This is a genomic window from Bacillus sp. J33, from assembly GCF_000518885.1.
Classification (GTDB): Bacteria; Bacillota; Bacilli; order Bacillales; family Cytobacillaceae; genus Cytobacillus.
In genome coordinates this window covers 72,363-85,729 of sequence record NZ_JAEL01000011.1, presented here as the reverse complement: position 1 = coordinate 85,729, position 13,367 = coordinate 72,363, and the positions used below count along the sequence as shown (strand labels likewise).

Below are 13,367 nucleotides of genomic sequence, written 5' to 3'. Positions count from 1 at the left end.
ATCTCAAGATCAAAGCCTTGTTCAATAAAGATTTGCGATGGTGTTTTCCCATTTTTGTACTCCGTCACTGCTTTTATCTTAAATTCCGAACTATAGGAGATTGACCTTTCAGAAGTCCTCAACACATTAGGATTCTTTTCAAGCTCTTTCATTTGGAAATCATTATAAATATTCTTACTCATGATAAATCCTCCGTCCCTATTCATTAAATCTATTGAAACACAAAAAACCCCGGATAGGGGCACTTTTTTATCAGTGTCCGCTATCCGGGGTATAGTTCACAGCGCCGAAGCTCTTTTTCTATTTTTAGGTGATTGTAGTAACTGGAGGAGCAGCCGTTTCCTGCTTCTCTTCGTGTTCTGGCTGCTCAGTTTTATGGCTGGCAAGCGCATTCTTCCTGCTTCGTGAAGAGAGAAGGATAAAGTAGCTTAACACCCCGAACAAACAAGAAATAAAGAATGCATGAGCAAGTGCTATATATAAATTAAGTCTGGTAACGACAACCAAGGCTCCCGCAGCTACCTGCAGTGATACGAGAATAAATGAGATAATCCAGCCCCAGTATATAACTTTTTGGTCTCTATAATGCTTCATTGCCAGGAAGGTGATGTAGCCTATCCAGATAAAGATTAAACCAGCTGCTGCCCTATGGCCCATTTGAACCCATTCATACATGTTTTCTGGCAGTGTGAATGATCCATTGATGCAAAGCGGCCAATCACGGCATACAAGGCTGGCATTTACATGGCGGACAAGAGCCCCGGTGTAAACCACTGCATAGCTATATAATGAAACACCTATAATATGACTTCTCATTCTTTTATCGATAATTAGCTTCTCAGCCTGGAATTTTTTATCAACTTCAAATATAAGCAATGTGAGAAGCAGCACTGCTGCAAAAGATATTAGGGAAATGCCAAAATGCAATGCAAGCACAAAATCAGATTGCCCCCAAACTACTGCGGCGGCTCCAATTAATGCTTGCAGCACAAGGAAAATGAAGGAAGTCAGAGACAAAAATTTCGTTTCCCTTATATGTCCCATTTTTCTCCAAGTCCAAACTGACAAAATTAAGACCATTATTCCAACCGAACCGGAAACAAGTCGGTGTGCAAGTTCAATTACCAGCTCTGGAGTAATATTGGTTGGAACAAACTCCCCGTTGCAAAGCGGCCAGGAGTTCCCGCATCCCATACCTGATTCTGTTTTGGTAACAAGTGCACCACCCAGTAATATCAAGAGCATGCCGATAGTTGTCAAAACGGCAAACCACTTTAAAGATCGTTGCAAAGCCTTTCACCTTCTTCATCATATTCGTTATATTGGTTTATACAAATCCGGTAAAAATTTCGTTTCTATTAATTATCCGTACTCTATCTTATCAAAAAATTTTTAAAAAGCCAGTTAGGATTCCTTCTCCATTTACTTTTTCGATAGTACAGGAATAATGTTTCTTTTACAATACTTATAAAAATTATAAACGTAATTATAGTAAAAAAGGTTGAAACTTGGATTGGAGTTTGCTAGAAATATAAAGGGGGTATAAAATGGATAATCCTGTCGCGGAAAGTATTGCTTGTTTCCCCATGGCAAGATACATATTTTTGGGTTAGAAATCTTTACTCCTTTAGTTTCCCAGCAGGCTTTATTATCTCAAAAAAACAACCTTTCTTTAAGCATATTTTAGCTTTGACACAAATTAGTCATAAATTATTCTAAAAAAATTCACAAAAGCGATTTAAAGTGTGATTTAATATACAGAAGAAAGGTTTATTTTTTGTTTTGGATAAAAAATTGCCTATTAATGTTGTGAATAGTGGAAACTATTAGAATGATAATGACCATTATCATTTAGGGTATACCCCTCGTTTTTTATCGCAAATATGGCTTTAAGTGCAGTAATGCTATATAGTAGTTGTAGTGCTAAAATAGCTGGGTTTGTGATAAGGGATAAAGGAGGAAAAGATATGTCTGACTCACGGGCTTTGAGTGAAACTGCTATTGAAGACAGTGAGCGAAGCCTTCAAAATGATATACCGGAGACTACAGTCTGGAAGGATTTCCTTGCGCTGATTAAAATAGGCATTGTAAATTCAAATTTGATCACTACCTTTACCGGTGTTTGGCTTGCATTGCATTTTTCCGGCGAAGGGTTTTTCAACCATCTGGATTTGGTTATGTATACATTAATTGGTTCATCACTGATTATAGCCGGCTCATGCAGCTTAAATAATTATATTGACCGCGATATTGATCCTTTAATGGAAAGAACAAAAGGCAGGCCAACAGTTACGGGAAAGGTGAACCCTGCGAAGGTTGCCATTATGAGTTTCCTGCTGATTGGACTTGGAACTGCCTTTTTGATGTTTACAACAGCAACAGCAGTTGCAATAGGGTTAATTGGCGTTTTTAGCTATGTTGTCCTTTATACAATGTGGACAAAGCGCAGGTTCGTTTCTAACACGGTCGTTGGCAGCATTTCCGGTGCAGTTCCTCCTTTAATTGGATGGGCCGCTGTGGATGCAAGTCTTGACCCGATGGCATGGGTGCTATTCGCAATCGTTTTTATCTGGCAGCCTCCCCATTTTTACGCACTTGCGATGAGAAGAGTGGAGGAATACCGTGCTGCGGGAGTTCCAATGCTTCCAGTAGTAAAAGGGTTTAAAGTGACAAAAAGGCATATTTATGCTTGGGTTGCAGCATTATTGCCGCTGCCGCTGCTTATGCCTTCACTTGGCATGCCGTTCTTAATTCTTGCAACAGCGTTGAATATCGGCTGGATTTTGACGGGCCTATATGCCAGAAAGTTTAATGATGATATTAAGTGGGCTACATTAATGTTTGTATACTCATTACAATATCTGACCATCATGTTTGTAGCTATGGTAATTATCACACTTATTTAATTTTGTTAGGAAATTCTTTCTTTCGCTAGTTACGAGAGGGGATTTATCCATATTTTTTGATCAAACAATTCAAAAAATGAAATTTTTATGAAAGAGGGGTTTGATTAAGCTATGAAAAGGCTTGCAAAGTGGCGTCTTTATTCTCTGTTTGCAATGATGGCGCTCATTCTTTCCGCTTGCTCCGGCAAACCGTATTTATCTACGCTGAATCCTGCTGGCGAAGTGGCGCAAACACAATTTGATTTGATGGTGTTAAGTACTGCAATTATGGTAGGGGTAATTGCCGTCGTAACAGTAATCTTCTTTATTGTTGTTTTTAAATTCCGCCGCAAGGACGACAGAATTCCGAAACAAGTTGAAGGAAGCCACAAACTGGAAATTATTTGGACTGTTATCCCTATTCTTTTGCTTCTTATTCTTGCTGTACCGACAGTTTCAGCTACCTTTAAGCTTGCAGATGTGAGCCCAATGGAAAAGAAGAATGAAGAAGGCAAAACAGATGCACTTGTTGTTAATGTGCGTGCAAACCTGTACTGGTGGGAGTTTGAATATCCAAACCAGGAAATTATCACTGGCCAGGAATTAGTTGTGCCAACTGATGAAAAAGTATACTTCAATCTTATCGCTTCTGATGTGAAGCACTCATTCTGGATTCCTGCTGTAGGCGGTAAGCTGGATACAAACACTGATAACGTGAATAAATTCTGGCTGAAGTTTGACGGTGAAAAAGCTGCTGAAGCCGACAATTACTTCTATGGTAAGTGTGCAGAGCTTTGCGGTCCTTCCCATGCTTTGATGGATTTCAAAGTTAAAGCGGTTCCACGCGATCAGTTCGATCAATGGGTAACTGCAATGCAGGATGTAAAAGAGCCTCAACAGGCAGAAACAGATCTTGCGCAAGCTGGTCAAGAAGTCTTCAATAACAGCTGTATCGGCTGTCATGCTGTTACTCCAGCTAACACTGCTCCTGAAGCAGCTCGTTTAGCTCCAAACTTAACAAACTTCGGTGATCGTGACCGTATTGCTGGTATCCTTGACCATACTGAAGAAGACTTGAAGAATTGGCTGAGAGATCCAGAAACATATAAGCCTGGAAATAAAATGACAGGTACTTATGGAGAGTTAACAGAGGAACAACTTGATGCCCTTTCAGAATACTTAATGGGCTTAAAGGTTATGGAACAATAGGGGATTTTTTGAAAAGGGAGGTAAAATTGTGAGTACCTTAGCACAGAAAAAAGGTTTTGGAGCGGTTTTATGGGACTACTTAACAACAGTTGACCATAAAAAAATCGCAATCCTTTATCTTATAGCTGGCGGATTTTTCTTTTTGCTTGGCGGGTTGGAAGCCATGTTCATCCGTATCCAGCTTGCAGTACCAAACAATGATTTTGTAAGTGCCGGATTGTATAATGAAATTTTAACAATGCACGGTACAACGATGATCTTCTTAGCGGCTATGCCTCTAATTTTCGCTTTTATGAATGCAGTAATGCCACTTCAAATTGGTGCGCGTGACGTTGCATTCCCATTCTTGAATTCTTTAGGATTCTGGCTATTTTTCTTCGGTGGAGTTTTCCTAAACCTATCCTGGTTTTTAGGGGGCGCTCCTGATGCAGGCTGGACTTCTTATGCTTCTTTATCACTTGCATCTGAAGGCCATGGCATCGACTTCTATGCACTTGGATTGCAGATCTCTGGTGCGGGTACGCTAATTGGGGGTATCAACTTCCTTGTTACCATCATTAATATGCGTGCACCAGGTATGACATATATGCGTATGCCAATGTTTACTTGGGCTACATTTGTTACATCTGCCTTAATTCTATTTGCATTCCCTGCTTTAACAGTAGGATTATTCTTGCTCATTTTTGACCGTATGTTTGGATCTAACTTCTTTGATGCATCAATGGGCGGTAATACAATTATCTGGGAGCATTTCTTCTGGATTTTTGGACACCCTGAAGTTTATATCCTTGTATTGCCGGCTTTCGGTATTTTCTCTGAAATTTTTGCGATTTTCTCAAGAAAGCGCCTGTTCGGATATTCTTCCATGGTATTCGCAACAGTTCTTATCGGTTTCTTAGGTTTCATGGTTTGGGCTCACCATATGTTTACAACAGGTATGGGTCCTATTGCTAATGCGATCTTTGCCGTTGCAACAATGGCAATTGCGGTACCTACGGGTATTAAAATCTTTAACTGGCTATTTACAATGTGGGGCGGAAGCATTACGTTTACAACGCCAATGCTTTGGGCTGTTGCCTTCATTCCTTCTTTCGTAGCCGGTGGTGTTACTGGTGTAATGCTTGCATCTGCTGCACAGGACTACCAGTACCATGACAGCTATTTTGTAGTAGCCCACTTCCACTATGTAATTGTCGGCGGTGTGGTATTTGCATTATTTGCAGGAGCACATTTATACTGGCCGAAAATGTTCGGTACCATGTTAAATGAATTGCTCGGAAAAATTACATTTGTATTATTCTTTATTGGATTCCATTTAACATTCTTTATTCAGCATTTCCTTGGACTATGGGGAATGCCTCGCCGTATCTTTACGTTCCTTCCTGGACAGGGATTGGAAACAGCGAACTTTATTAGTACAGTCGGCGCTTTCTTTATGGCAGTCGCCGTGATTGTAATGTTAATTAACATTGTTATTACAAGCGTTAAAAATGAAAAGGTTGGCAATGACCCATGGGGTGACGGTCGTACGCTTGAATGGGCTATTCCTTCACCGCCTCCATTCTATAACTTCAAACAGCTTCCGCTCGTTCGCGGACTTGATGCATACTGGCTTGAAAAGATGGAAGGCAAAAAAGGAATGGCACCTGCTGAACCGCTGGGTGATATCCACATGCCAAATAATTCTTTCATTCCATTTGTTATTTCTCTTGGTTTATTCGTTGCTGCATTTGGAGCAATGTACCGTGCTGACTACAGCTGGGGAATTCCAGTTCTTGTCGTAGGTATGCTGATAACTTTAGGTTCCATGTTTGTTCGTTCTGTTAAGGATGACCATGGCTACCACATTCATAAAGAAGATTTGGAAGATGATAATGATAAGGGGGTTAAGGCATAATGGCAGCTGAACAAAAAATGACTTATGAAACATGGCCGGCGTCGCCTGAAAAACAAACCCTCGAAGCCAAGAATAAATTCTTAGGTTTCTGGTTTTTCCTTGGAGGAGAGACGGTTCTATTCGCCTCCCTCTTTGCTACCTACCTTGCCCTGAAGGATAAAGTTCCTAGCAGTGATATGGCATTAGCGAAAGACCTATTTGAAATTCCTCTTGCTTTTATTATGACGATGCTATTATTAACAAGCTCGTTAACAAGCGTATATGCAATGTATCATATGAAGAATTTTAACTTTAAAAAGATGCAGCTATGGCTTGGAATCACAGTTTTGCTTGGACTTGGATTCCTGGGTTTGGAGATCTATGAATTCAATCATTATGTTCATGAATTCCATCATAGCTTTACAAGCAGTGCATTTGGTTCAGCTTTTTATACATTAGTTGGTTTCCATGGTGCACACGTAGCATTCGGTTTACTTTGGATCACTACATTAATGATCCGCAATAGCAAAAGAGGATTAAGCCTTTACAATGCTCCTAAATTTTATGTAGCTAGTCTTTACTGGCACTTTATCGACGTTGTTTGGGTATTCATCTTCACAGTAGTATATTTAATGGGAATGGTGGGATAAACTGATGGCAAATCAACAACCAAACTCAGATAACCCAAGAGTAGACATTGAATATAGACGCAAAAAAAGTGCAGAAGAGATGAAGCATCAAGTTATCACCTTTGCAATGATGATCTTCTTAACAATTGTTGCGTTCGTAGCAGCTGGTTATGAAGGCTTCTCGGCATGGTTTATCGTGCCGTTCATCCTGATTCTTGCAATTGTGCAAGTAATCTTCCAATTATACTATTTCATGCATATGAGCCATAAAGGACATGAAGCACCTGCATTGTTCTTATATTCCGGGGCATTAGTCGGGTTTATAACAATCATTGCTTTCTTGACTGTCATTTGGTGGTAATTATAGGAGAAAATCGGCTTTTAGCCGATTTTCTTTTTATGTAAGGCTCTTTTGCTGAAATCAACGGACAAAATTTATAAACTATAACAGCAATCTATGTGAAAAGAGCGTATGTAAAGCAGGTAATGAAACTATAGGGAGATGCACTTTATTGAGTTCGTGGATGTAAGGGAGTATAATAATACTTGGCTATTTTTAATGCAGCTTAGCAAAGGTTATACTTTAAATCCGTTATGTAAGGCCAGATATAGTTATACTGAATGAGGTGATAAGCATGTCTTTAGAAATATTCGGTTTCCGTGCACTTTGGAGTCCATTCTTCTTTTTATTTGTACTCCTTATTCTTGTGGGCTACTATATGTTAACAATTAAGTATCGCAGCAGATTCAAGCATAGTGAACCATTAACAAGAAGGCAAGGTGTATACTTTACAATTGGGATGGTCGTTCTATATGTGATCAAAGGGTCTCCAGTTGACTTGATGGGCCATTTAATGTTTTATGCCCATATGATCCAGATGGCTATCTTATATTTAGTTGTACCGCCTCTCGTTATTATGGGGATTCCCCAATGGGTATGGCGGTCAGCGATCCATGCAAAGTGGATAAAGCCCTTCTTCAAATTTTTCACCAAGCCGCTTATAGCACTTATCTTGTTCAATGGAATTTTTTCCATTTATCATATCCCTGATGTATTTGACATAGTTAAAACGGATATGATGCTCCATACGGTTTACACTACATTACTATTCTTATTGGCAACATTTATGTGGTGGCCAATAGTTAATGAACTTCCAGAGATGGATAATTTAGGCGGCCTTAAAAAGGTAGGATATGTGTTTGCCAATGGTGTTCTGCTGACGCCTGCATGTGCACTGATTATATTCGCAGATAATCCGATGTACAATACTTATTCTGATCCAAATGCATGGGCACAAGCTCTGCAGTTATGTGTTCCTTCAACTACATTGGCCAGTTTGAACCTTAGCGGACCTGAGATGTTTAATTCAATGTCGCTGATACATGATCAGCAGCTGGGCGGCGTGATTATGAAGATTATCCAAGAAATTGTTTATGGGATTGTCCTAGCTCAAATCTTTTTCGCCTGGTATAAAAAAGAACAGGAACCGACAGCAATTGAAAAAGAGCACATGCTGAATCCACAGCCTATTAAATAAACGGAAACTCCAGCTTGATTGCTGGAGTTTTTATATGATCACTGTCAATAGTTCTATGAATTAAATCACATATTAACCAGTAAATATTGAACATTTAAGGAACTTTTTTTAAATGTATCGCCAGTTTGTTGAAAAAACCGGTATACTCTACTAAAATTAACACTGTGATTTAATCGATAACCACTGCTGAAATACAAACTGTATTCGAAGAGAGGAAGACTTTATGGAAAATTCATTGCCAATATTGCCCACTATCAGTACAACCTTTATTGTACTAAGTGCCATTACCGTTGCGATTGGCTGGGCACAAATCAGCAAGAAGAAGCTTGAAGCTCATAAAAAAACAATGACATTAGCAGCTGTGTTCGCTGTAATTTTCTTTATCATATATGCCAGCAGAACGATTTTTATTGGAAACACTGCTTTTGGCGGACCAGATGATATTAAAATTTATTATACAATCTTTTTAATTTTTCATATTACACTCGCAACTGTTGGTGCAGTATTAGGAATTATATCACTATATACAGGCTATAAAAATAAGCTTAAAGCACACAGAAAACTAGGTCCTGTTACCAGTGTGGTTTGGTTTTTTACGGGAATAACAGGTGTGGCTGTATACTTGCTGCTTTATGTCTTTTACCATGGAGGAGAGACAACTTCTGTTATTAAAGCAATATTGGGCACTTAATAGTAAAAGGATACCGCTTTTTAGAGCGGTATTTTTTTTGCTTGCTATTTTGAACAGACCATTCTTGCAAATGAATCATTATAAAGAAGGAGTTCCGTTTTCAATAGCGAATCCATATTAAGATGAGGAAAGCGGGAGTGAAGGCAGTGATACTAAGAAAATTAGAAGAAAAAGACTACATGGAGGCAATGAAACTTTCTATGTATGCTTTTCAGTATGATGTACCAAAAGAAGATATCCCAAAGCGGCAGGAGATATTAAAGAAACATACTATTTTTGGCATCTGGGAAGATGAAAACCTGGCGGCCAAGCTGCACATCATTCCGTTACATGTTTATATTAACGGACTTCAATGGAAAATGGGAGGTCTCGCTGGAGTTGCAACCTATCCTGAATACAGACGAAAAGGGCTAGTCAGCCAATTAATTAAACAATCATTGGCTGAGATGCACGAACAGGAACAAGTTTTTTCTTTCTTGCATCCCTTCGATATTTCATTTTACAGAAAGTATGGATGGGAAGTTTTTACGGAATATAAGAAAACATTTGTAAATAAGATCGATTTAAAAAGAATAGGCGATTCTGCTGGTACCATTAAAAGATTTAATAAAAGCCAGCATATCAAAGCAATTGAAAAGATATATACAGAATTTATGAAGCAGTATTCCGGCTGTCTGGTCAGAGATTCATATTGGTGGGAGAATTTTGTTTATTCAGATTACCAGATTGCCGTATATTTTGATGAATCAGGTGAAGGAAAAGGCTATCTCCTTTTCAAAGTCAAGGACAATAAAATGGATATAGAAGAGTTTACGGCGTTAAATCAGGAAGCCAGAGTGGGTTTATGGAACTTCATCTGCCAGCATGATTCGATGATTGACAGGGTTAAGGTTATAACATCTGTCCATGATCCGTTTCCATATTACCTGTCTCAGCCTAATCTAAAAATGGAGGTATTTCCGTATTTTATGGGCAGAATTGTCAATGCAGAAAAGTGTTTAAGCCAATTTTCGTTTATACAAAATAATGAGAAAGTTTTTCTGCATATAGAGGATATTCATGCTCCATGGAATACTGGAAGCTATTTGATTTCAGACTACGAGGTTCGCTTTTTTAAGGATAAAGAAGGAAGCCGTTGTGCAAAGCCAGCAGCCAAAGGCCTGCACATATCGATAAATGCTCTTTCTGCCATCATTATTGGATATAAACGTCCTATGGAATTGTATGAATTAGGGGAGATTGTCGGACCAAGGAATGATGCAGAGGTGCTTGAAAGAAAAGTACCCGTCCAAAAATCCTTCTTTTATGATTTTTTTTAGTCTCCAATAACAAAAAGCGTCCAGGTGGACGCTTTTTTAAATTTGGCTCTTTTCTCAAAAATTGTTGTTTTTACTTATAAATTCAGCCCGTTGATTTCCGCGGGGAGGGATGAGAGCCTCCTCGGCTTCGCCTGTGGGGTCTCCCACTTCCCTCCCTTCCCGCAGGAGTCAAGTGCCCTCCGCTACAATCAACTCAGTTGGCTAAACTTAGTTAGCCGCCCGAAAGCAAAAAACTTTACGAAAACAGCCTTAAATTTTAAAATTCATTTTAATTAAACCGGCTTCTTTTGCTGAGTTAAAGGCAATAACGATAAGGGGGCCAATAACAAAGCCAAGAATGCCGAGCAATTTTAACCCGATATACATTGCTATCAATGTTGCCAGCGGGCTTAATCCAATATGGGTCCCCATTACCTTTGGTTCAACTGTCCTTCTGATAATTAATAGGATTGCTGCTAAAACTGCAAGCTTTGTTCCCATGGCAATATCTCCAGTGAAAAGATGGAAAAGAGCCCATGGACCTAAAATGACAATAGATCCAATTATTGGAATGAAATCAATTACCCAGATAATAATGGACATCACCAATGCCACTTCTGGATTTATAAATAAAAGTCCGATTAGGGAAACAATAAAAATAATCACACTAACAAGGAATTGTGCCTTAAAAAATCCAAATCCAACATAAGAAAGACGTGAAGACATAAATCTTACTTTGTCCGCTGTTTTTTCAGTCAAATGATTGTACATCCCCTTCCTTAAGCGGGGAAGGTCAATTAGAAACAGAAATAATGCAATCAGGTATACGATGAAGCTGACAAGGTAATTTGGAATATTAGTCAGCAGGGCTTTAAGGTTATCAATATTGACGTACGCAACAAGATCATCTTTGGTTTTATTTAAAAAGGATTGAACTTGAATACTGATTTCATCAACTAGATCCTTTGGAAGGTCTCTTGCAGCATTCGTAAAATCTGCTTCAGCCCTCAGCCAGGCTTTTGTAATCTCGTTAATGTATACAGGTGCATTTTCGATAAGCTTAATTGCCTCGGTAATTACTTTGGTCGTAATAAAATAGCCAGATAAACCAATAAAAAGCACAAATCCCACAAAGGTTATCAGCACGGATATCCTTCTGTTTATTTTTATTTTATTCTGCAGCAATTTAACGATTGGTTCCAGAATGAGTGCTGTAATAAAGGCAACAATCAAAGGAACAGATACAGGCAAAATAAAATAGAAGAGGACTGAAATAAGAATTGCCCCAATTAAAATAAGCATAAATCGTCTAGTGAATATAGCAGACAAAAAATAAATCCCCTTTCCAAACTCGTAAAAGCAGTCAGCGACAGCCTTTTCATCGGCATAAACTCTATTGTTACAAAACATACTAAATAATAGTAACATTTTAATTATAGTATGCATTTAATGTTAGAAACAATAAAAACATCTTTTATTCACATGAATATCTCCAGAGAGATTATAGTCCGGAAATTTTTTATCTAAATCGTAAAGAAAGAAGTGAAAAGAAGATGCAAAACAAACATCTTGACTTCGAGACGATAAAGGCAGCCAGCGATATAATCTCGGCAATAGTGGAATCAAATTTGCTGGAATGGGATGGCGTCACTCCGGCAAAAAGTGATAAAATCTCTTTTTTAAAAAAGAACTCCAATCATCTATCTGTTTCTTTTAAGGATACGGAAGTATATTTAAAAATAAAAATGAATGTGCAAAAAGGAATAAATATTATGGAAGAAACCGCCCAAATTCAACAAGAAATTAAGGATGAAATAATTCATTTAACAGGCTTTAAAGTAAAAAGAGTTGATGTGTTTATTGAGAAAATACTTCCTCAGTCTGCCGCAGTTGAGGGTTTCGACGTTTAACGTTTAGAAAAAAAAACGCATGATGTCCATGCGTCTTTTTCTTTTATTAAGAATGGATGCTAAAGCATATAGCCTTTTTTGTAAATTATACTGCAAATTGATCAATTTCAGCTTTAATATCGGCTAGGATTTTTTCGCACTGGCTTACAAGTGATTTAGGGAAGCTTTCACCTTCTCCGTATTCTACTCCATGCGGATAATAATGCTTTCCAAGGAGTGGGGTCATGAGCTGAATCAACGCTCTATGTGCTCCTACATCTCCCTCGACTGCATAGCCAAACACACGCAGGTAAAAAACACCTTCTTTTAGTTCAAATTTGCGGTCGTATGTAACTCTTTCATAATCCCATTGGCCTTCGCGAACCAGGCCGTGTGATAGCATCACTTCATCTAAGCGCGTTAAGTCTGCTTTTTTATTTTCCAGACCTGTGTTTTCAAATTTCATAATTGTCCCTCCTGAAAACAATCCATGGTTCTGATGAACGATCCATGCATAATTTTAACAAGTTTATCTCAAATTTAATAATAGTAGAAAAAAGCATAACATGCAACGGATACATGTGAGAAAACAAGGTTTTGTCAAATAACATTTGTTTTATGGCCATAATTAAGCCGGGTAAGATAAATCGTACTTACATTCAAGGCAAATTAAAAAAATAGCTCAGCTTGGCGAAAGGGGAAGCAGTTCATGACAAAAAAAAGAACTATTGCCATAGTGTTATTATTATTCTTTACAGCATCCGGACCTGCTGCTGCCGAAAAAGAGTACAAGGTGGAAAAATCCGACACACTCTGGAAGATTGCAAATAAATTTCATGCAGATTTACAGGACATTATTCAAAGCAATTCCCAGATTAAAAATCCAGATTTAATATACCCTGGACAAACAGTCATCATTCCAGACACAGCAGGCAGAGCCGGAATTCAGGAAATAGGTGAAAATGAACGAGCTATTTGGGAACTTGCCAATAAGGAACGCACCCGGAAGGGATTGAAGCCTTTAATGATGGATTCAATTCTTGCGGGAGCTGCCAAACAAAAATCAAAGGATATGATGAAATTTGAGTATGTATCGCATAATTCTCCTACATATGGAAATCCTACAAAAATGTTAAGGAATCAGCAAATTTCTTTTTTGAAAGTGAAAGAGAATATTGGAGCAGGATACAGAAATGCTGATGCCATGTTTTCTGCCTGGATGAATTCATCCATACACCGGGCGAACATCCTGAACAATAGGGCTACACATATTGGAGTCGGATATGTACAAGGCGGTTTGCATGGTCACTATTGGACTATTTTGATTGTGGAAAAAAAATAAGGGAGGTTAA

Annotated in this window: 13 protein-coding genes and 1 pseudogene; 10 read left to right on the top strand and 4 right to left on the bottom strand. The window is 38.5% G+C overall.

The features are described from left to right. Both L634_RS0105320 and L634_RS0105315 read right to left on the bottom strand, forming a co-directional pair. Positions 1–182 (bottom strand): annotated as a pseudogene (locus tag L634_RS0105320) (IS3 family transposase); the annotation flags it as partial. 124 nt (positions 183–306) lie between these two features. Then, positions 307–1,290 carry a COX15/CtaA family protein gene (locus L634_RS0105315; protein ID WP_026581553.1) on the bottom strand — a complete coding sequence of 328 codons (984 nt, stop codon included), beginning with the start codon at positions 1,288–1,290 and terminating at the stop codon, positions 307–309. Between the two features lie 677 nt (positions 1,291–1,967). Here L634_RS0105315 and cyoE point away from each other — a divergent pair. The 8 genes from cyoE (at position 1,968) to L634_RS0105275 (ending at position 10,147) form a co-directional block, all read left to right on the top strand. Beyond that, entirely contained in the window at positions 1,968–2,906 is a 939-nt protein-coding gene (cyoE, locus tag L634_RS0105310; protein WP_026581552.1) for a heme o synthase, read from the top strand. Between the two features lie 111 nt (positions 2,907–3,017). After that, positions 3,018–4,094 carry a cytochrome c oxidase subunit II gene (coxB, locus tag L634_RS0105305; RefSeq protein ID WP_026581551.1) on the top strand — a complete coding sequence of 359 codons (1,077 nt, stop codon included), beginning with the start codon at positions 3,018–3,020 and terminating at the stop codon, positions 4,092–4,094. Positions 4,095–4,122: 28 nt separating this feature from the next. Next, positions 4,123–5,991 carry a cytochrome c oxidase subunit I gene (gene ctaD, locus L634_RS0105300; protein WP_026581550.1) on the top strand — a complete coding sequence of 623 codons (1,869 nt, stop codon included), beginning with the start codon at positions 4,123–4,125 and terminating at the stop codon, positions 5,989–5,991. Beyond that, positions 5,991–6,620 carry a cytochrome (ubi)quinol oxidase subunit III gene (locus L634_RS0105295; protein ID WP_026581549.1) on the top strand — a complete coding sequence of 210 codons (630 nt, stop codon included), beginning with the start codon at positions 5,991–5,993 and terminating at the stop codon, positions 6,618–6,620. Before ctaD ends, L634_RS0105295 begins: the two co-directional genes overlap by 1 nt. Before the next feature lie 4 nt (positions 6,621–6,624). Next, positions 6,625–6,960, top strand: a complete 336-nt coding sequence (ctaF, locus tag L634_RS0105290; RefSeq protein ID WP_026581548.1) for a cytochrome c oxidase subunit IVB — start codon at positions 6,625–6,627, stop codon at positions 6,958–6,960. A gap of 274 nt (positions 6,961–7,234) precedes the next feature. Then, on the top strand, positions 7,235–8,137 hold the full coding sequence (gene ctaG / locus L634_RS0105285; RefSeq protein ID WP_026581547.1) for a cytochrome c oxidase assembly factor CtaG: 903 nt from the start codon (positions 7,235–7,237) through the stop codon (positions 8,135–8,137). 223 nt (positions 8,138–8,360) lie between these two features. Continuing rightward, a complete protein-coding gene (locus tag L634_RS0105280) occupies positions 8,361–8,828 on the top strand; it encodes a DUF420 domain-containing protein (RefSeq protein WP_026581546.1) in 468 nt (155 codons plus the stop codon). A gap of 146 nt (positions 8,829–8,974) precedes the next feature. Further along, complete coding sequence (locus L634_RS0105275) at positions 8,975–10,147, top strand: GNAT family N-acetyltransferase (protein ID WP_026581545.1); 1,173 nt, start codon at positions 8,975–8,977, stop codon at positions 10,145–10,147. 249 nt (positions 10,148–10,396) lie between these two features. Here the strand turns inward: L634_RS0105275 and ytvI are convergent, their stop codons facing one another. Next, positions 10,397–11,455 (bottom strand): sporulation integral membrane protein YtvI, encoded by a 1,059-nt coding sequence (gene ytvI / locus L634_RS0105270; RefSeq protein ID WP_026581544.1) that lies wholly within the window; start codon positions 11,453–11,455, stop codon positions 10,397–10,399. 299 nt (positions 11,456–11,754) lie between these two features. Here ytvI and L634_RS0105265 point away from each other — a divergent pair, with 299 nt between their 5' ends. Then, positions 11,755–12,036 carry an Asp23/Gls24 family envelope stress response protein gene (locus L634_RS0105265; RefSeq protein ID WP_232233704.1) on the top strand — a complete coding sequence of 94 codons (282 nt, stop codon included), beginning with the start codon at positions 11,755–11,757 and terminating at the stop codon, positions 12,034–12,036. An 85-nt stretch (positions 12,037–12,121) separates the two neighbouring features. On the opposite strand, the gene L634_RS0105260 is transcribed toward L634_RS0105265, so the two are convergent. Beyond that, a complete protein-coding gene (locus L634_RS0105260) occupies positions 12,122–12,481 on the bottom strand; it encodes a YugN family protein (RefSeq protein WP_026581542.1) in 360 nt (119 codons plus the stop codon). Positions 12,482–12,724: 243 nt separating this feature from the next. On the opposite strand from L634_RS0105260, the gene L634_RS0105255 reads away from it, so the two are divergent. Further along, entirely contained in the window at positions 12,725–13,357 is a 633-nt protein-coding gene (locus L634_RS0105255) for a CAP domain-containing protein (RefSeq protein WP_026581541.1), read from the top strand. The last annotated feature ends 10 nt before the right edge of the window (positions 13,358–13,367 follow it).